This is a genomic window from Enterobacter sp. PI-10 (assembly GCF_027947695.1).
Classification (GTDB): domain Bacteria; phylum Pseudomonadota; class Gammaproteobacteria; order Enterobacterales; family Enterobacteriaceae; genus Enterobacter; species Enterobacter vonholyi.
In genome coordinates this window covers 813,458-830,866 of sequence record NZ_JAJNOG010000001.1, presented here as the reverse complement: position 1 = coordinate 830,866, position 17,409 = coordinate 813,458, and the positions used below count along the sequence as shown (strand labels likewise).

20 protein-coding genes and 2 tRNA genes are annotated in these 17,409 nt (G+C 52.2%); 9 read left to right on the top strand and 13 right to left on the bottom strand.

Translation table 11 applies throughout. The features are described from left to right. Positions 1 to 20: 20 nt before the first annotated feature. Positions 21 to 395: a MysB family protein gene (locus LRM19_RS04025; RefSeq protein ID WP_115874714.1), complete on the top strand. Its 375-nt coding sequence runs from the start codon at positions 21 to 23 to the stop codon at positions 393 to 395. A 6-nt stretch (positions 396 to 401) separates the two neighbouring features. Here the strand turns inward: LRM19_RS04025 and LRM19_RS04020 are convergent, their stop codons facing one another. The 3 genes from LRM19_RS04020 to mdoG all read right to left on the bottom strand — a co-directional run bounded on the left by LRM19_RS04020 (position 402) and on the right by mdoG (position 4,788). Further along, positions 402 to 629 carry a YceK/YidQ family lipoprotein gene (locus tag LRM19_RS04020; protein ID WP_032650824.1) on the bottom strand — a complete coding sequence of 76 codons (228 nt, stop codon included), beginning with the start codon at positions 627 to 629 and terminating at the stop codon, positions 402 to 404. Between the two features lie 84 nt (positions 630 to 713). Continuing rightward, positions 714 to 3,242, bottom strand: a complete 2,529-nt coding sequence (gene mdoH / locus LRM19_RS04015) for a glucans biosynthesis glucosyltransferase MdoH (protein ID WP_271367604.1) — start codon at positions 3,240 to 3,242, stop codon at positions 714 to 716. Continuing rightward, the gene (gene mdoG / locus LRM19_RS04010) at positions 3,235 to 4,788 is read right to left on the bottom strand and encodes a glucan biosynthesis protein G (protein ID WP_248173440.1); all 1,554 of its coding nucleotides are present in this window, start codon (positions 4,786 to 4,788) and stop codon (positions 3,235 to 3,237) included. The genes mdoH and mdoG overlap by 8 nt, the downstream gene beginning before the upstream one ends. Before the next feature lie 254 nt (positions 4,789 to 5,042). Here mdoG and mdoC point away from each other — a divergent pair, with 254 nt between their 5' ends. Continuing rightward, positions 5,043 to 6,182, top strand: coding sequence for a glucans biosynthesis protein MdoC (mdoC, locus tag LRM19_RS04005; RefSeq protein ID WP_271367601.1), 1,140 nt, complete (start codon positions 5,043 to 5,045; stop codon positions 6,180 to 6,182). Positions 6,183 to 6,215: 33 nt separating this feature from the next. On the opposite strand, the gene ymdB is transcribed toward mdoC, so the two are convergent. From ymdB to csgB, 5 genes are all read right to left on the bottom strand, one after another. Next, positions 6,216 to 6,758: an O-acetyl-ADP-ribose deacetylase gene (ymdB, locus tag LRM19_RS04000; RefSeq protein ID WP_111966170.1), complete on the bottom strand. Its 543-nt coding sequence runs from the start codon at positions 6,756 to 6,758 to the stop codon at positions 6,216 to 6,218. A gap of 107 nt (positions 6,759 to 6,865) precedes the next feature. After that, positions 6,866 to 7,186 (bottom strand): type 1 fimbrial protein, encoded by a 321-nt coding sequence (locus tag LRM19_RS03995; protein ID WP_047742227.1) that lies wholly within the window; start codon positions 7,184 to 7,186, stop codon positions 6,866 to 6,868. 164 nt (positions 7,187 to 7,350) lie between these two features. Next, on the bottom strand, positions 7,351 to 7,683 hold the full coding sequence (gene csgC, locus LRM19_RS03990; protein ID WP_127730365.1) for a curli assembly chaperone CsgC: 333 nt from the start codon (positions 7,681 to 7,683) through the stop codon (positions 7,351 to 7,353). A 61-nt stretch (positions 7,684 to 7,744) separates the two neighbouring features. After that, positions 7,745 to 8,197, bottom strand: coding sequence for a curli major subunit CsgA (gene csgA / locus LRM19_RS03985; RefSeq protein WP_008500842.1), 453 nt, complete (start codon positions 8,195 to 8,197; stop codon positions 7,745 to 7,747). Between the two features lie 41 nt (positions 8,198 to 8,238). Then, positions 8,239 to 8,694: a curli minor subunit CsgB gene (gene csgB / locus LRM19_RS03980; protein WP_248173434.1), complete on the bottom strand. Its 456-nt coding sequence runs from the start codon at positions 8,692 to 8,694 to the stop codon at positions 8,239 to 8,241. Positions 8,695 to 9,458: 764 nt separating this feature from the next. On the opposite strand from csgB, the gene csgD reads away from it, so the two are divergent. Genes csgD through csgG form a run of 4 tightly spaced genes read left to right on the top strand, consistent with a single transcriptional unit; the run spans position 9,459 to position 11,800 of the window. Further along, the gene (csgD, locus tag LRM19_RS03975; RefSeq protein WP_021240790.1) at positions 9,459 to 10,109 is read left to right on the top strand and encodes a biofilm master transcriptional regulator CsgD; all 651 of its coding nucleotides are present in this window, start codon (positions 9,459 to 9,461) and stop codon (positions 10,107 to 10,109) included. A 4-nt stretch (positions 10,110 to 10,113) separates the two neighbouring features. Next, positions 10,114 to 10,503: a curli production assembly/transport protein CsgE gene (csgE, locus tag LRM19_RS03970; RefSeq protein WP_008500845.1), complete on the top strand. Its 390-nt coding sequence runs from the start codon at positions 10,114 to 10,116 to the stop codon at positions 10,501 to 10,503. 23 nt (positions 10,504 to 10,526) lie between these two features. Next, positions 10,527 to 10,940: a curli production assembly/transport protein CsgF gene (csgF, locus tag LRM19_RS03965; protein WP_023311106.1), complete on the top strand. Its 414-nt coding sequence runs from the start codon at positions 10,527 to 10,529 to the stop codon at positions 10,938 to 10,940. A 26-nt stretch (positions 10,941 to 10,966) separates the two neighbouring features. After that, positions 10,967 to 11,800 (top strand): curli production assembly/transport protein CsgG, encoded by an 834-nt coding sequence (gene csgG / locus LRM19_RS03960; RefSeq protein WP_021240792.1) that lies wholly within the window; start codon positions 10,967 to 10,969, stop codon positions 11,798 to 11,800. A 43-nt stretch (positions 11,801 to 11,843) separates the two neighbouring features. Here the strand turns inward: csgG and LRM19_RS03955 are convergent, their stop codons facing one another. From LRM19_RS03955 to ghrA, 4 genes are all read right to left on the bottom strand, one after another. After that, a complete protein-coding gene (locus LRM19_RS03955; protein WP_127730361.1) occupies positions 11,844 to 12,326 on the bottom strand; it encodes a DUF1097 domain-containing protein in 483 nt (160 codons plus the stop codon). 96 nt (positions 12,327 to 12,422) lie between these two features. Further along, positions 12,423 to 12,977, bottom strand: a complete 555-nt coding sequence (locus LRM19_RS03950; RefSeq protein WP_094934948.1) for a TorD/DmsD family molecular chaperone — start codon at positions 12,975 to 12,977, stop codon at positions 12,423 to 12,425. Positions 12,978 to 12,999: 22 nt separating this feature from the next. After that, positions 13,000 to 13,737, bottom strand: a complete 738-nt coding sequence (locus tag LRM19_RS03945) for a phosphatase (RefSeq protein WP_008500850.1) — start codon at positions 13,735 to 13,737, stop codon at positions 13,000 to 13,002. An 84-nt stretch (positions 13,738 to 13,821) separates the two neighbouring features. After that, complete coding sequence (gene ghrA / locus LRM19_RS03940; protein WP_271367592.1) at positions 13,822 to 14,760, bottom strand: glyoxylate/hydroxypyruvate reductase GhrA; 939 nt, start codon at positions 14,758 to 14,760, stop codon at positions 13,822 to 13,824. 232 nt (positions 14,761 to 14,992) lie between these two features. Here ghrA and LRM19_RS03935 point away from each other — a divergent pair. Continuing rightward, a tRNA-Ser gene (locus LRM19_RS03935) sits at positions 14,993 to 15,080 on the top strand. Between the two features lie 134 nt (positions 15,081 to 15,214). Here the strand turns inward: LRM19_RS03935 and LRM19_RS03930 are convergent. Then, complete coding sequence (locus tag LRM19_RS03930) at positions 15,215 to 16,120, bottom strand: LysR family transcriptional regulator (protein ID WP_271367590.1); 906 nt, start codon at positions 16,118 to 16,120, stop codon at positions 15,215 to 15,217. 109 nt (positions 16,121 to 16,229) lie between these two features. Between LRM19_RS03930 and LRM19_RS03925 the strand changes: the two genes are divergently transcribed. Then, on the top strand, positions 16,230 to 17,090 hold the full coding sequence (locus LRM19_RS03925) for a pirin family protein (RefSeq protein ID WP_271367589.1): 861 nt from the start codon (positions 16,230 to 16,232) through the stop codon (positions 17,088 to 17,090). Between the two features lie 228 nt (positions 17,091 to 17,318). After that, a tRNA-Ser gene (locus LRM19_RS03920) sits at positions 17,319 to 17,406 on the top strand. Positions 17,407 to 17,409 lie beyond the last annotated feature (3 nt).

Here is a 17,409-nt window from a genome sequence, read left to right as displayed (position 1 = left end):
TGGAAAACAGGGAGACACCAATGACCATGTACGCCACGCTGGAAGAAGCTATTGATGCCGCTCGTGAAGAGTTCCTCGCCGACAACCCCGGCGTTGAAGAAGAAGATGCTGACGTGCAACAGCTTAATATCCAGAAATACGTTCTGCAGGATGGGGATATTATGTGGCAGGCCGAATTCTTTGCCGATGAAGGTGAAGAAGGGGAATGTTTGCCGATATTAAGTGGTGAAGGTGCGCAGGCCGTCTTTGACGGCGACTATGAAGAAATCGAACTTCGGCAGGAATGGCTGGAAGAGAACACCCTGCACGAGTGGGATGAGGGTGAGTTTCAGCTCGAGCCGCCGCTTGATACGGAAGAAGGTCAAACCGCAGCCGATGAGTGGGACGAACGTTAATGTAGGTTATTCGTAAGGGCCGTGGCTGGCATCAATCGGCAGCAGCAGCGTGTCGAAAATCAGCGAGAACGGCAGATCGAGCACGGTCAGGTAGCGCCATGCGGAATCACGGAGATCCCATTTCACGCCAGGGTAATACTGATTCCCGTGGCCTTGCCCTGGAATGGTGCGACTGATGATACTGCCGCAGCCGCTGAGCAGGCATGCCATCAGTACGACGATGATTATTTTCATGAGTAACCTCTAAAAAAATACCGGCGATTAAGCCGGTATTTTATTTGGCGGGAGGCGCTTCGCTTGCCCGCCCTACTTAACAACTTACTTCGCCTTCAACGCCAGCGGATTAAGTTTCAGTTCCTTATAGTAGTTTACCCACGAAGAGTATCTCTCCGGAGCGGACCACACGCGGTAGTGAAGACGCGCCATCGTGACCGGGTCACTCAGCAGGACCAGACGACGGTCGCGGTTGAGTTTTTCCGGAGTCTCGTTAAGCGCCTGCTCAACGTGACGATCGCGGGCAATCTCCAGCACCTGGCTTGCGCGGTGGCGCGCCGTCGCCATAGCCGTTGCCAGGGCGTTGAATGACGGGTTAAACACGGCGTGCATGAAGCCGTCATCCAGCGTGCGATTGCGGTTCTGCTCCAGGTAACGATCGGTATCCACCAGCACCTGCGGCGGGGAATACTCTTCCGGGATCAGGAACAGCTTCCAGCGTTTGGTCCGCAGCCCCACCGTCGAACGGCTGGAGATCACGGAAACAAACGGCGACAGGATCAGCGAGAAGACAATCGGCGCCAGCCAGAACAGGAAGCGCAGATCCAGCCACGCCATCCCGGCCGCCCACACCAGACCCAGCAGCAGCTGAGAACCATGGCGCATAAAGGCTTCGCTCCACGGCGTGGAGTCGTCATCACGCTGCGGTGAGTTCCAGACCACCTCCCAGCCCAGGAATGCGCTGACCACGAACACGGTGTGGAACAGCATACGCACCGGCGCCAGCAGCACGGAGAACAGGACTTCCAGCAGCAGTGAAAGGGTCACGCGGAAGAAACCGCCGTACTCTTTCGAGCCTTTGCACCAGATCAGGATGATGCTGAGCAGCTTAGGCAAGAACAGCAGCACCATGGTCGAGGCAAACAGCGCGATCGCCAGCTCCGGACGCCACTGCGGCCACACCGGGAACAGCTGGCGCGGTTGCAGGAAGTATTGCGGCTCCGTCAGGGCATGAACGACCTGCAGCGCGGTGGAGAGCGCAAGGAACATAAACCACAGCGGTGCAGAGAGATACGACATCACGCCCGTCAGGAACACCGCACGGTGAACCGGGTGCATTCCTTTAACAAGGAACAGGCGGAAGTTCATCAGGTTACCGTGACACCAGCGGCGGTCACGCTTGAGCTCGTCCAGCAGGTTCGGCGGCAGCTCTTCGTACGATCCCGGCAGGTCGTAGGCAATCCAGACGCCCCAGCCAGCACGACGCATCAGCGCCGCTTCTACGAAGTCGTGCGACAGAATAGAGCCGGCAAACGAACCCTCGCCCGGCAGCGGCGCCAGCGCACAGTGCTCAATGAACGGCTTCACGCGAATAATGGCGTTGTGACCCCAGTAGTGCGATTCACCCAGTTGCCAGAAGTGCAGACCTGCCGTAAACAGCGGCCCGTAAACACGGGTGGCGAACTGCTGGCAGCGTGCATAAAGGGTGTCCATTCCGGACGCTTTTGGGGAGGACTGGATAATACCCGCGTTCGGGTTGGCTTCCATCAGACGCACCAGACCACTCAGGCAATCTCCGCTCATGACGGAGTCAGCATCCAGCACGACCATGTAGCTGTACTGGTTACCCCAGCGACGGCAGAAGTCATCAATGTTACCGCTTTTACGCTTCACACGACGACGACGGCGGCGGTAGAAGATCTGTCCTTCGCCCTGCACTTCTGCAATCAGCTCCATCCACGCTTTTTGTTCTGCCACGCAGATATCGGGGTTGTAGCTGTCGCTCAGGATGTAAACGTCGAAATGCTCCGCGTTGCCGGTGGCCTTTACGGACTCCCAGGTTGCGCGCAGGCCCGCGAATACGCGGTCAACGTCTTCGTTACAGATAGGCATAATCAGCGCGGTACGGTGCTCAGGATTGAGGGGTTCATTCCCGACCGTTGATGCTGAAATGCTGTATTTGTCACGCCCCATCAGCAGCTGCAGGAAGCCCATCAGCGCGGTCCAGAAGCCGGCTGAGACCCAGCAGAAGAGAACCGCGAACAGCAGAAGGATGCCGCTCTGCAGGATGTACGGCAGCAGCTGCATGAAGGAGACCCAGAGATCCTGGCCCATCATGTCCGTCGGGTTTATGAATGCCCAGCCCTGATACGGCAGGATGGTTTTCATATACCAGGTCGCGACGACCGTCTGCGCAAGCGTCAGAAGCAGCAGGATATAGCGACGGATTGTCCCCACGGTACGCCATTTCTGTTCAGACGCCTGCTCTTCTTTCGTCAGGCGTGACAGATAGCGCGGCGTCACATCACGTCCACGCAGGCGATCCCAGAAGCGACCCACCGGGTTGGTGCGCCACGGATCGGGGAACATAGAGGAACGCGTGGCCTTCGGCATCGCCTGAAGCTGATCGCGTCCTTCATCGTCTTTAATCAACTGCCCTTCCGCCAGCGAGTCCGGCCAGGACTGCTCCAGACGCGCCTTGACTGACCCAAGCGGCGTATCATCATCACGGGAAAACTGACGATGTTCACCATCCAGCGCGGTGTGAACCGCGCGGATGTCGCTCTTAGGCAGTGCCGCTTTTTCGATATCCGTCAGCGGCATGGCATCAATATATTCAGATGTATTATTCATTGGCAGGTAGCTGATAGCTCCAGGTTTCACTCAGCGGCTGATCGTTACTGACCAGCGCAGCACGCATTTCAGTGGTCTGTTTCGGATCTTTCACTTTCACGCGCAGGGTCAGACGCCAGCCTTTGGTTACCGGGTTGTAACGCACGGTATTCTCAACGATTTCACCGTTATCACCGATGCTGGCCTGAGCGGCAACGGCGGTGTCCGGTGCCAGTTTCTTCATATCCTGGCCTGTGAAGTCCACGACAAACGCCACGGTACCGTCAGGCTGACGAATCAGATTAGACTGCTTCACATCACCCGTTGAGCGGCGAGTCTGCATCACATACGCGTTATCCGGCGCATGCAGCTTATCTTCGTCGCGGCTGAAGGTAATGGTGTACTTGAAGTTCATCTCTTTACCGGCTTCCGGCAGCTGATCCGGCGTCCAGTAAGCAACGATGTTATCGTTGGTTTCGTCGTTGGTTGGAATTTCTACCAGTTCGACCTTACCTTTACCCCAGTCACCGTTTGGCGTGACCCAGGCGCTTGGACGCTGGTCATAGCGATCGTCCAAATCTTCAAAACGGGAGAACTGACGACCACGCTGCAGCAGGCCAAAACCTTGTGGGTTTTCCATCGAGAAGCTGCTCACCGCCAGATGTTTCGGGTTATTCAGCGGACGCCAGATCCACTCACCGTTACCGGCATGAATCGACAGACCGTTGGAGTCGTGCAGTTCCGGGCGGAAGTTGGTTGCCGGTGACGGCTGGTTCGGCCCAAACAGGAACATGCTGGTCAGCGGCGCAACGCCCAGTTTGCCCACTTTATCACGCAGGTAAACCTTAGACTGTACGTCAACCACCGTGTCGCGGCCCGGCATAATCACAAAGCGATAGGCCCCGGTCGCACGCGGCGAATCCAGCAGCGCGTAAATAGTCAGACGTTTATCCGTTGGTTTTGGACGTTCAATCCAGAACTCACGGAAACGTGGGAACTCTTCACCTGATGGCAGCGCGGTATCAATAGCCAGTCCGCGCGCAGAAAGCCCGTATACCTGCCCCGCGCCAATCACGCGGAAGTAGCTGGCACCAAGCATGCTGACGATTTCGTCGTTTTTATCTTTGCTGTTGATCGGGTAAAGCACCTTAAAGCCTGCGAAGCCCAGGTCTTTCACCGTATCTTTGTCGTGTTGCACATTGCCAAAATTGAAGTAATCCGGGCTGTATTTGATCTTACGTACCGCTGTTGCCGTCACTTCATTGATGGCAACAGGCGTGTCGAAGTACATACCCTGATGATAAAACTCAAGCTTGAACGGGGTTTTAATATTGCTCCAGTACGCTTTGTCGTGATTGAACTGGATCTGCTGATAGTCCGCATACTTCATGTCGCGGAAAACGGAGGGCAAGTTACTTTTCGGCGCTTCGTAGCTCTTGCCTGCCATCGATTTTGCCTGTTTTGCGACATCGTCGATGTTAAAGGCCAGTGCCGATGAGGTATACAGTGATAACACCACTGCAGCACCCAACCAACGCATTTTCATCATCTGTGGTTTATGTTTCATAATAAGTAAGCACTTCCCCCTTTGTGTGCTTATATCGATCCGATCCATTTTAATGGAAACTCAGGCAATCCGACAACATTATCACTGCTTTGTTCAGCTGCTGGCTCATGGATTAAGCAAATGAAAGAACCCGCTATTCACTTTGCGTGCTTATCCTGGAGACAGGGTGTCGGTCTTGGTGTAGGGTTGGCTTCGAATGTAACCATTATGAGTCTTAGGGATAAGACGAAAAGTCTGAGAATGCACAACGTTATATGAGCACAACACCAACAGAACGTGAATATTTCCTCGACTCGATCAGGGCCTGGCTGATGCTATTGGGGATCCCCTTTCACATTTCACTGATTTACTCCAGTCACACCTGGCACGTGAATAGCCAGATGCCCTCCTGGTGGCTGACGCTGTTTAATGACTTTATTCACGCCTTTCGAATGCAGGTTTTCTTCGTCATATCCGGCTATTTTTCTTACATGCTGTTTCTGCGATACCCGCTTAAGCGATGGTGGAAAGTACGCGTGGAGCGCGTGGGCATCCCGATGCTGACCGCAATTCCGCTGCTGACGCTGCCTCAGTTCATTATGCTGCAATACGTCAAAGGCAAAGCGGATAACTGGCCGAATCTGACGCTCTATGAAAAGTACAATACGCTGGTCTGGGAGCTGGTGTCTCACCTGTGGTTCCTGCTGGTCCTTGTAGTGCTGACAACGGTAAGTTTGTTGATTTTTAGCCGCCTGCGCCACCATCTGAGTACAAAAGCCGACACCTTCTTCGCCAACGTTACGATGGGCAAACTGTCAGTGCTATTCTTGCTGTTGGGGATCGCTTATGCCGCCGTGCGACGGACGCTGCTTATCGTCTATCCGCCTATTTTGAGCGACGGGTTATTTAATTTCGTGGTGATGCAGTCACTGTTCTACATTCCGTTCTTTTTAATCGGCGCGCTGGCTTTTATTCATCCAAAGCTTAAATCGCTGTTTGTCACCCCGTCACCGTGGTGCGCGCTGGGGGCAACCTTCGCGTTCGCCGCATATCTGCTGAATCAGCGCTACGGCAGCGGCGACGCCTGGATGTATGAAACGGAAAGCGTGATCACGATGCTGCTGGGCCTGTGGATGGTGAACGTGGTATTCGCGCTGGGCCATCGCTTGCTGAACTTTAAGTCCAGCCGCGTGACTTACTTCGTTAATGCATCACTGTTTATCTATCTGGTGCATCATCCGTTGACGCTTTTCTTCGGGGCTTACATCACACCGCACATCGCCTCCAACACGCTGGGCTTCTTTACCGGGCTGGTTTTTGTGGTAGGGGTGGCGATCGTACTTTACGAAATCCATCTGCGGATCCCGCTCCTGCGTTTCCTCTTTTCAGGAAAACCGCAGGCAAAAGCCTCATAAACCACGCGGCGCACCAGATGCGCCGCGTTTGCTTCAGCTTTCCAGCTCTTGTCTGCGCTGAGTCAGAAGCCGCTGATAAAGATGCGTGGTGTCGTCGTCAAAACAGACAAAAATCACCTTCTCTGGCAACGGTTTTAACGACAGATAGCGGTAAACGGTTTCTACAGCGATCGTTGCGGCTGCTGCCTTAGGATAACCATACACGCCGGTGCTGATAGCCGGGAACGCCATCGTTTTATAACCGTTGTCGGCGGCCAGTCGCAGACAGTTCCGGTAAGCCTCTTCCAGAATACTCGCCTCGTGCCGATCGCCACCGTGCCAGACGGGCCCTACGGCATGAATAACCGCTCTGGCGGGCAGATTGCCCGCCAGCGTAATGACCGCATGACCGGGAGGACATTCGCCCTGCTGTTGCCGCACGGTTTTACAGGCTTCGAGCAGCTGCGGTCCGGCAGCACGGTGAATAGCCCCGTCCACACCGCCTCCCCCCATCAGGGAAGGATTGGCCGCATTGACGATGACGTCGACGTGCATTGTCGTAATATCGCCTTGAATAATTTCAATTTGCGGTTTCATAAAGCCCCTCTGCAATCCGCCTTTTTCTTAAGTGTATCGCAGAGGTGACCGGGAGAAAAAACTATCAGAAAAAATCCTCTTCCACCGCAGGGCGGGGAGAACGCGCATTAGCGATACTGGATTTCAATAACTGCAAGCGTTTTTTCAGGATTAAGGTATTTCATATTGAGCGTTGCCAGGTTTGAGTCGCTCACTTTCCCGTTAAGCGCCTCTTCATAGCTGACCATACGCGTTTGCATACGGTTATTATTTGGACATGACATTGCAAATTGTTGCTTCTGCGGAGTGACTTCACAAGGGTCGGCGACGATAGCACCGCGAAAATGTATGACACCGCCGTCAACAACTGTGGCCGAATAAGCCGGGATACTCAAAGCAGAAACGACCAGACCCAGACCTGCTACGAGTCGAGCAAAATAGTTGTTCATTATAGGTATTCCTCAATGAAAATCGTCCATGAGGGGTAAACGCGCTTCATTTATTACGGCAAACGAAGTTTCACGTTACGGAACATAACGACCTGGTCCCTGATATCAGCATAGCTCAACGGCACAGACCCGCCACATTCACAACGTATTGATTTAATACATTTTTATAGCGAACGTTCCGCTGGCGACCACTGTTGTGATAAATGAAGCGATTTTCCATCTGTAACGGTGACAACGATTTTTACCGTGTCTCCTGCATTAATATTTAAACTCAGGCGCATTAAATCAATCGTCTGATTAGCGGGTATAAAAAGTGTGTTTTGCTGCCGGGAAGAACTTTGCCCCCCCTGCCCTTCTCGTAAAGAAACAATCTGAACCTGACAATCACACGACTGCGTAAGAGTGACCTGAGGAATAATGGTGGTCATATTTTCCTGCTGCGACGTTTTGAAGGTGATCTGACTGGAAAGCGCGGCCAGGAGAATTAAGGTATTCATGATGAACTCCCGAAAAAAAACAGGGCTGATGCCCTGTTTTTTTGTAGCACAGATTTCAGTATCAGTACTGATGAGCTGTCGCGTGGTTACCAAAACCGATCTGGGTAACGTTGACAGTAGAGTTAGAGGCAGTCTGGTCAACGAGTGCGCCGTTAAAGCCGCCGGACTGGCTAACGTTCATAACAGATTTTTTACTGTTCCACTGATCAAGTGTTGCACTGTTGCCGAATCCTTTCTGGGTCAGGTTGATTTTACTGTCATCAGAACCCTGACCAACGTCAGCGCCGTTACCGCCACCTTTCTGGGTAATATTCAGCACGGAATTTCTGGCGTCTGTCTGCAGAGCAACCGCGGAGTTACCGCCACCGTCCTGATAAATATTCAGGGTTGAATTTGGACCACTGTATCCGCCATGACCATGCCCATGACCCCAGCCGCCCTGATTAATAGAACCCGCCATAGCACTACCAGAAACTACGATTGCTGCAAGCGCTGCCACTTTGAGAAATTTCATGGTAAACCCCCATCGGATTGATTAAAGTCGTCGCGAAAGCGCTAATGTTGAATAACGTTAATCGCCATTTGCGACTGTTTCTGCACTACAACTGCGGTTTTCTGCGTACCGTACTGCGTAATATTTGCTCTATTACCCGACCCTTTCTGGATAATTTTCGCGCTATTACCGTATCCATCTTGCGTAATACCTGCATCATTCGCGTTTCCGCTCTGATCGATCCAGGCTATATTGTAACTCCCTGATTGATCAACTCTCGCTCTGTTGCCTGCCCCATCCTGGGAAACAATGGACAATAGTTTCGAACCTTCCTGGCGAACCTGAGCGTCATTGAAAACACCCTGTTGACCAATAATGGCTGCCTGATTGAGTGATGAAAGACTTAATTCGTTAACCGCAAAGTTATATTCAGCATTTGCTAAATCTGAATTCGCTGCGGATACAAATCCAGGCGCACCCAGTAATGTAAACATCATAAATAACGATGTGTATTTCATGTTGTCACCCTGGACCTGGTTATTGAATAACTCCATAACCCTATAACAGTGTCACATGTAAAAACGATTCGTATTGTGTTTACGCGTCGTTACGGTGAAGAGTATGTCCGCTGAAACATTTTAAATATCTCACCCGCGCGGCTTATTTTTATTTTTCAGATCACCACAAAGTCGTAATTTACATCAAAAACCACTTTATTCAGGCCAGCTTATATTTTTTATTAAATGCATTTGTCGAAAGGGTTGTACAGCAAGACAAAAGCTGTCCACGCCTCCTCCCGGGGTGTTTAAACGTAACGGCATGAGAACATTTTTTCTCAGCACGTGACACGAGACCTCTTTTCTTAAGCCAGACTGCTGCTCATTCGATGGCTTAGTAAAAACCTGTAACTCATACTAAATTATTGCTTTATAAAAATAATAAATATCCTTTTAAATCATGCAATTAAAAATATTTGTATGATTTTTAAAATCTGTGCAGCTCTATTTATGTGTACAACTTTCCCATCAATTCTCGCCATTCAAAACAACTCAATTTCACAAATTAATATTTATTTTTACATTATGTTACATGTTTAACACTTGCTTTAAACTTCGTAAAAGCTAGATTGAAATTAGATGTACGAAATTGGTTTTATATTTACCTCCCTGTGGAGGTTATGGTCTGATTCTACACACAGCAGTGCAACATCTGTCAGTACTTCTGGTGTCCTCTTTTAAACAGGAGGACAGCTGCCAGGTGCCAAATAAAGTGGGGTTTCATCATGTATAATGAAGTCCATAGTTTACATGGTCATACATTACTGTTGATCACAAAACCTTCTCTGCAAGCGACAGCATTATTACAACATTTAAAGCAATCTTTATCACTGAACGGGAAATTGCATAATATTCAACGTTCTTTTGATGATATTGCACCTGGCAGCATCATTCTTTTCGATATGATGGAAGCGGATAAAAAACTTATCCATTACTGGCAAGATATTTTAAGCAGGAAAAACAACAATATCCGCGTGCTATTGTTGAATACGCCTGATGAATATCCTTTCAGAGATATTGAAAGCTGGCCGCATATCAATGGCGTGTTCTACGTCACAGAAGAAGAAGACCGGGTAGTTGAGGGTCTGCAAGGTATATTGCGCGGAGAGTGTTATTTTTCGCAAAAGCTTGCCAGTTATCTCATCACGCACTCGGGAAATTATCGTTATAACAGCTCAGAGTCAGCACTGCTCACGCACCGTGAGAAAGAGATCCTGAATAAGTTACGCATTGGTGCTTCAAATATTGAAATCGCCCGTTCGTTATTTATCAGCGAAAATACGGTAAAGACGCACCTTTATAATCTTTTCAAGAAGATAGCTGTGAAAAACAGAACTCAGGCTGTTTCGTGGGCAAACGATAACCTCAGGCGTTAATCACATGAAGCGCACGTTGAGTTGGATCGCCGCAGCGAGTTTCCTGCTCGCTGCCGGGAATCTGAAGGCCGTCGAGGTCGAAGTTCCCGGATTGTTAACAGACCACACTGTTTCATCGGTCGGGCACAGTTTTTACCGTGCCTTTAGTGATAAATGGGACAGTACTTATACCGGAAATATAACGATCAACGAGCGGCCCAGTGCACGATGGGGAAGTTGGATAACAATAACGGCTAATCAGTACGTTATTTATCAAACGTTTTTATTCCCCACAAAAATGGACTTCGATAAAAACGTAGCCCTGGCACTGGCACAATCAGAAGACGCTATTAATCGCCTGCAAATAGATAAAGCCCTATTAAGCACCAGCGATTTAGCAAAAGACGAGTTCTAGCGAACCGATATGCGGAGGCTGTCATGCGTATTGCATATGCAGTTGTTTCGATAATGCTGATAACACCCATAAGCTGGGCCGGAAACATGACGTTTCAGTTCCGTAACCCTAACTTTGGCGGTAACCCTAACAACGGCGCGTTCCTGCTGAATGAAGCTCAGGCGCAAAACTCCTATAAGGATCCCAGCTTAAAGGATTTTAGCATTGATACCCCGTCCGCACTGGACAACTTCACTCAAGCTATTCAGTCGCAGATTTTAGGTGGGTTACTGACCAACATTAATACCGGTAAACCCGGCCGGATGGTGACCAACGACTTTATCGTTGATATCGCCAACACTGACGGACAGCTTCAGTTGAACGTGACCGATCGTAAAACCGGAAGAATCTCCACCATTCAGGTTTCCGGTCTACAAAGTAATTCAACTGACTTTTAAACAATAGCTAAATAAGGACAACGATCATGCAGCGCTTCCTGATTTTTGTTGCAGTGTGCTTATTGAGCGGTTGTTTAACTGCTCCACCTAAAGAAGCTGCAAAACCTACATTAATGCCTCGGGCCCAGAGTTATCGTGATTTAACGCATTTACCTGCTCCAACGGGGAAAATATTTGTCTCCGTATACAACATTCAGGATGAAACCGGGCAATTCAAACCTTACCCGGCAAGTAACTTCTCCACGGCCGTGCCGCAAAGCGCAACCGCGATGCTGGTTACCGCGCTCAAGGATTCGCACTGGTTTATTCCCCTGGAACGTCAGGGTCTCCAGAACCTGTTGAATGAACGTAAAATCATTCGTGCAGCACAGGAAAATGGTACCGTCGCGGCCAATAACCGTACGCCTCTGGAATCTCTGGCGGCAGCGAACGTGATGATTGAAGGATCGATTATTGGCTACGAAAGTAACGTTAAATCGGGTGGAGCGGGCGCGCGGTATTTCGGTATCGGCGCGGATACCCAATACCAGCTCGACCAAATTGCCGTTAACCTGCGTGTGGTCAACGTCAGTACAGGCGAAGTGCTCTCTTCGGTGAACACCAGCAAAACCATACTGTCCTATGAAGTTCAGGCAGGGGTATTCCGCTTCATCGATTACCAGCGTTTGCTGGAGGGTGAAATTGGCTACACCTCCAACGAGCCGGTCATGATGTGTCTGATGTCAGCCATTGAAACCGGCGTGATCTTCTTAATCAACGACGGTATTGACCGCGGGCTGTGGGATCTGCAAAACAAAGCAGACGTGCAGAACCCGATACTGGTGAAATACCGCGATATGTCAGTCCCTCCGGAATCCTGACAGGAAGCGCATAAAAAAGGCGAGATGATTATCTCGCCTTTTTTTATTCGCTCACTGCCGTGACGTTTTGCGCTTTTTCCCGCCGCGACGCCAGCCAAAGACCGCTGTTTTTCATGGCATAGCCAAACAGCAACCCCAGCGCCAGGGAGGGGACCACCAGCTTCCAGTCACCCTGCCCTGCAAAGGTCGCACACGCCCCCATAAAGGTTCCAGGAACAAATGAAAGCAGCAGATGCTTAGCCTGGATGCACATTAAAAAGGCAACAACGCCCGTCATCACGTATCCCAGCATCTCCAGATGCGGCGCCAGCGCGCTGCCTTTCATGATCACCAGCGCCCAGATAACACCGCTCATCAGGGTGCAGCCAGAGATAAAGAGCCCTTTGACGCCCCCCTGCGGGCAGGCGAAATAGGCCGTACAGCCAAGGAATCCGGCCCAGCTGAGTAATCCGAGAGACACGGCCACCCATCCCCAAAGTCCGGAGAGAATGCCCGTCGTTATTGCGATACAAAGTAATATGTTCATGGCGCGCATCTTAGCAGAAGCGCACCATAGAAATGCGATCAGAAGCACATTATGTGCAATTTGAAATGAAGAGTTGCAGAGTTTATGTGACCTAGGTCACCCTTCATTCTCTTCTTCGAGCTCATCCCACATCGCCGCGATCGCGTCGCGCGTGAGCGGTGCCAGCGTTCTCCAGAATGGCGAGGTGGCATGCGCTTCAACTTTACCAAGGAATGTTCCGACCCACGGCAGCAGGTACGTTTCGAACAGGGTTTCGATAGCTTCGTTCTCATCATCCCCGGCGTTGTCTTCGATCCAGGAGGCAGCAAGCAGCAGCGTACCGATATGATCCGCCGGCGTATCGCTCAGCGGCATACCGCGGGTGGAGAGGAAAGCGCGGACTTCCGCTTCCGTCGCCCCGTCCTGCCAGGCAGAACGGTATGGCGAAACGCGGCACTCATCGCCGACGAACAGCGCATTGTAGTCCGTCGCAATCTGCTGCATATCGCAGCTTTTTTGCAGACGTTCCAGTAAATCATCCTGTTCCAGCGGCCAGTTCTGCGCCAGTTTACCTTCACGAATCAACGTAAAAAGCGGAACCAACAGCGGGTCTTGCGGCTGGCGATAATAGAGCGTACCCAGCACGCGGCAGAGGATGGAAAACTCGTTCATTTTTTATTATTCCATAACACAATTAAAGATCGGCAAATTCGGCAATCGGCTCCATTCCGCGGGACTCAAGGAAATCGAGCATGCGGCGTGGGGTCACGTTCAGGATTTGCGCTTCCGGGAAGTTAACATCATTCAGCACTTTCAGGCACTCGCTGAAATCACCCAGCGTAAACGCGGTATGAGAATCTGAGCCCAACGCCACCATGCCGCCCGCATCGCGGACGGCGGCCGCCACTTCGCGACAGTTGGCTTCACTGCCCTTACGCGAGTGAACAAAAGAGGAGTTATTAATCTCTAGCGCCACGCGGTGCTTCGCTGCCGCCTGCGCGACAGCCTGAATATCAATCGGATATTTTGGGTTACCGGGATGACTGATAATGTGCACATTGCCGCTGGCAATGGTGGCAATCATCGCTGCGGTATTGGTCTCTTTATCCTGAGGAGCAAAAACCGGCTCATGGAAGCCGGCGAGGATAAGGTCAAGAGACGTCAGCATCGGTCCGGTGCAGTCGATCTCACCGTCGGTATTTTTGATGTTTGCCTCAATGCCGCGCAGTATCCCAATGCCGTCCACCAGACGTGGCCAGATCCGCATATTCACAAAATGCCAGTAGTGCGGCGCATCCGCCATATCCGGGCCATGATCGGTGATCGCGAACAGCTTGATGCCTTTAAGCTTCGCCTGGGCGATATAATCATGGAGGTTGCTATAAGCGTGGGTACTGGCGACGGTGTGCATATGCAGGTCAACGGGATACATCTCTCTCTCCTCTGCGGTTTTTCCAAAGGATAGCAGTTATTAGCGGCGAATATTAGCAAAAACCCGGCGAACGCCGGGTTTCTCTCAGTAGCCGCGCTGTCTGTCGACCTGGCCGGTGACCGGGTTACCCTTTTCCATTTCGCTGATGGTATGGGATATATACGCCACCGCTTCTGCCGGACGCGTCACGGCGGCCACGTGAGGGGTCATCGCGACGCGCGGGTGCGCCCACAGCGGGCTTTCCGCGGGTAGCGGCTCACGGCTATAGACATCCAGCATGGCACCTTTAAGCTTTCCACTGTCCAGCGCCTTCAGCAGATCGGGCTCGACCAGATGCACCCCGCGCGCCAGGTTCATCAGGTAGCTCCGTTCGACGAGCTGATTGAGCAACGCTTCATTGATGATACCGACCGTTTCCGCCGTATTGGGCAGCAGGTTGATGAGCACGCGCGTCCCGTTCAGAAAGGCCGGGAGTTCATCCGTCCCGGCAAAGCTCTCTACGCCCGGATAATCTTTGCGGCTGCGACTCCAGCAGCGCAGCGGAAAGCCCCACGGAGCAAGGGCTTCAGCCACTTTTGAGCCCAGCACGCCCGCGCCGAGGATGCCGATGGTAAAGTCTTCACGACGGTAATCCGGCAGCGGCTCCCAGCGGGCCTGCTGCTTAAATGCCTGATAGTCATCAAAGCGGCGGAACCAGTGCAGAACCTGGCTCACGGCATATTCCTGCATCTGCTGGCCCATTCCGGTATCTTCCAGGCGAAACAGTGGAACGTCTTCCGGCAGCATTTCAGGGTGTGCCTTAAGTTTGCTCAGAATGGAATCCACGCCGGCTCCCAGGGCAAAAACGGCCTTCAGCTTGCGGCCCTGGAGCATTTCTACCGGAGGATGCCAGACCAGCGCATAGTCAGCATGTTCATTATCGCCGCGCTTCCACTCGCGTACGCGTGCGCCGGGCAGCGCCGCCGAAAGTGCGTCAATCCAGTAAGCGTTATCAAATGTAGGGTGATAGAAGAGAATATCCATGGTCATTCCTGCCTTTTATTGCGCTGTTTTGCTTTCATTTTCAAGTGGATTGTCAGCATAACAAATTTATCAGGAAACCGCGTTGCTGATAAAAGAGGCATTTTATGCACATTTAAGAATCATGTTGCCTGAAGTTTGTCTAAACGCGCTAAATTACTGAAAAAGTGAGTTGACGGCAGTTCGGCTTTTCCTTACATTAGCGCCCGTCCCGTCAACAACGGGATGACAATATGGTGAGGTGTCCGAGTGGCTGAAGGAGCACGCCTGGAAAGTGTGTATACGGCAACGTATCGGGGGTTCGAATCCCCCCCTCACCGCCATATTTAAAGAAGAGCTCGCATGAAAATGCGGGCTTTTTTTTCGCATATTGTACGCATGCAGGGGGGATTCGAACCTTGTGGCTCTGTGCGAAACTCATGTCGGGTAGCGCTGCGCTTACCCGACCTACAGAAAACTAGTCTTCCACCATCTTCGCATACTCTTCGGTCAGAAAATCCACCAGCGCCCTAACGGAGGGCAGCAAACCGCGTCTTGAAGGATAAACGGCATGAATCACTTCACGTCTGGGTTCCCATGCCTCAAGCACCCGGACCAGCTCACCGGACGCAAGCTGATCCTTCACCATCAAAATCGGCAACTGCACCACGCCAATGCCTGCCATGGCGGCTTCACGCAGCGCGAGCATATCCGTACTGATCAAACGGGGATGGTAATGGATCTCCGCTTTCGCCCCGTCGGGTCCGGAAAGTGCCCACTTATGGTTGTGCTTTCCCTCTCCCATACTTAATCCAGGCCAGGCGCTGAGTTCAGACGGCATTGACGGTTCCCCCAGACGGACAATCAACGCCGGGCTTGCCACCAGGCAATGCCCCCTGTCAGCCAGCACCCTTAGCACCAGGTCACTGTCATCAAACGGACGCGGGCGTACGCGGATCGCGATATCCACGCCCTCTCCCACCAGATCTACACGCCGGTTAGTCGCCTCAAGCTGAAGATTGATCCCGGGGTAGCGCGCCATAAATCTTGCCAGCATCGGACCAACGTGGACATGCAGTAAGGTTATCGGGCACGTGATCCTGACGATACCGCGCGGTTCGGCCTGCAGTGCCGCCACGGCTTCCTCGGCAGCCTCGGCCTCCACCATCATCGCTTTGCAGTGCTGATAGAACGTCTGGCCGACCTCGGTCACCGTAAAATGCCGGGTTGTTCTATGGATGAGCCGTACGCCAAGCCGCTCTTCCAGCTGCGCAATCCGGCGGCTTAGCCTGGACTTCGGTAAATCAAGCGCCCTTCCCGCCGCAGCAAAGCCACCGTAGTCCACCACCTTCACAAACCAGACAAAGTCATTGAGATCCTGCATAAAACCTCATCGTTCTATTTTCAGAACAGTGAATGCCATTTTCACTATCTACCGGGATATTGACCCTGAATATAAGCTAATTACATCAACAGAACATCAGGAGTTAATCATGAAAAACGTAACAGGCGTTTATACCGCTCCCCGCCAGCACTGGGTTGGCGATGGTTTCCCGGTCCGTTCAATGTTTTCTTATCAGACGCACGGCGAGCCGCTCAGCCCGTTCCTGTTGCTGGACTACGCGGGCCCATATACCTTTCCTGCTGATGGCGCGAAACGCGGCGTAGGCCAACACCCTCACCGGGGTTTTGAAACGGTCACTATCGTCTATGCCGGTGAAGTGGAGCATCGCGACTCCACGGGTAAAGGCGGCGTCATTGGCCCTGGCGACGTGCAGTGGATGACCGCAGGGGCAGGCATTTTGCACGAGGAGTTCCACTCCAGCGCGTTCTCGCAGAAAGGCGGGGAACTGAAAATGATGCAGCTTTGGGTCAATCTGCCGGCGAAAGACAAGATGGCGGCCCCGGGCTACCAGAGCATCACGAAAGCCGACATCCCGGTGGTGACGCTGCCGGATAACAGCGGTTCGCTGCGAGTTATTGCCGGTCGCTACGACACGGTGACAGGCCCGGCGCACACCTTCTCGCCGCTTAACGTCTGGGACATCGCGCTGAACCAGGGAAGCCATCTGACGCTCAATCAGCCTGAAGGCTGGAGCGCGGCGCTGGTCGTGCTTGAAGGCAGCATCACGGTGAACGGTGCAACTCAGGCGGGTGAAGCCCAGCTGGTCGTATTGAGTCAGGAAGGTGACAAACTGCACCTGGAGGCGAACAGCGATGCAAAAGTGCTGCTGATGGCCGGCGAGCCGCTGAATGAACCGATCGTGGGCTATGGCCCGTTTGTGATGAACACTAAGAGTGAAATCAACGAAGCCATTCGTGATTTCAATTCCGGCCGCTTCGGCCAGATCTGAACGTAATAAAGGAGGACCGCCGCTGCGATCTCCAAGATCCAGCGCCCCCTTGAACCGTCAAGTTCTCGATTCACAGCGTTATCCCCTGCTCCACGACGTAAAAACCGTGGAGCTGATTATTGCTTAACCGAACAGGTACTAAAGCTGAAAATCTGCTTGACCGTGTCAGCGCAACTCCCTATAGTAGCGCCCCGTTGCCCCCCAAGCGGTCAGGCAGCAAAACAATATGGTGAGGTGTCCGAGTGGCTGAAGGAGCACGCCTGGAAAGTGTGTATACGGCAACGTATCGGGGGTTCGAATCCCCCCCTCACCGCCATAT

Excerpts from the sequence above, each read along its gene's own strand:
- csgB (WP_248173434.1), bottom strand. The coding sequence starts at position 8,694 with ATGAAATACACATCGTTATTTATGATGTTTACATTACTGGGTGCGCCT.
- LRM19_RS03930 (WP_271367590.1), bottom strand. The coding sequence starts at position 16,120 with ATGCAGGATCTCAATGACTTTGTCTGGTTTGTGAAGGTGGTGGACTAC.
- csgC (WP_127730365.1), bottom strand. The coding sequence starts at position 7,683 with ATGAATACCTTAATTCTCCTGGCCGCGCTTTCCAGTCAGATCACCTTC.
- mdoG (WP_248173440.1), bottom strand. The coding sequence starts at position 4,788 with ATGAAACATAAACCACAGATGATGAAAATGCGTTGGTTGGGTGCTGCA.
- LRM19_RS03955 (WP_127730361.1), bottom strand. The coding sequence starts at position 12,326 with ATGAACATATTACTTTGTATCGCAATAACGACGGGCATTCTCTCCGGA.
- LRM19_RS03950 (WP_094934948.1), bottom strand. The coding sequence starts at position 12,977 with ATGAACGAGTTTTCCATCCTCTGCCGCGTGCTGGGTACGCTCTATTAT.
- mdoH (WP_271367604.1), bottom strand. The coding sequence starts at position 3,242 with ATGAATAATACATCTGAATATATTGATGCCATGCCGCTGACGGATATC.
- LRM19_RS04020 (WP_032650824.1), bottom strand. The coding sequence starts at position 629 with ATGAAAATAATCATCGTCGTACTGATGGCATGCCTGCTCAGCGGCTGC.
- ymdB (WP_111966170.1), bottom strand. The coding sequence starts at position 6,758 with ATGAAACCGCAAATTGAAATTATTCAAGGCGATATTACGACAATGCAC.
- csgA (WP_008500842.1), bottom strand. The coding sequence starts at position 8,197 with ATGAAATTTCTCAAAGTGGCAGCGCTTGCAGCAATCGTAGTTTCTGGT.
- LRM19_RS03945 (WP_008500850.1), bottom strand. The coding sequence starts at position 13,737 with ATGTATCCCGTTGACCTGCATATGCACACCGTCGCCAGTACCCACGCT.
- csgG (WP_021240792.1), top strand. The coding sequence starts at position 10,967 with ATGCAGCGCTTCCTGATTTTTGTTGCAGTGTGCTTATTGAGCGGTTGT.
- LRM19_RS04025 (WP_115874714.1), top strand. The coding sequence starts at position 21 with ATGACCATGTACGCCACGCTGGAAGAAGCTATTGATGCCGCTCGTGAA.
- LRM19_RS03925 (WP_271367589.1), top strand. The coding sequence starts at position 16,230 with ATGAAAAACGTAACAGGCGTTTATACCGCTCCCCGCCAGCACTGGGTT.
- csgD (WP_021240790.1), top strand. The coding sequence starts at position 9,459 with ATGTATAATGAAGTCCATAGTTTACATGGTCATACATTACTGTTGATC.
- csgF (WP_023311106.1), top strand. The coding sequence starts at position 10,527 with ATGCGTATTGCATATGCAGTTGTTTCGATAATGCTGATAACACCCATA.
- LRM19_RS03995 (WP_047742227.1), bottom strand. The coding sequence starts at position 7,186 with ATGAACAACTATTTTGCTCGACTCGTAGCAGGTCTGGGTCTGGTCGTT.
- mdoC (WP_271367601.1), top strand. The coding sequence starts at position 5,043 with ATGAGCACAACACCAACAGAACGTGAATATTTCCTCGACTCGATCAGG.
- csgE (WP_008500845.1), top strand. The coding sequence starts at position 10,114 with ATGAAGCGCACGTTGAGTTGGATCGCCGCAGCGAGTTTCCTGCTCGCT.
- ghrA (WP_271367592.1), bottom strand. The coding sequence starts at position 14,760 with ATGGATATTCTCTTCTATCACCCTACATTTGATAACGCTTACTGGATT.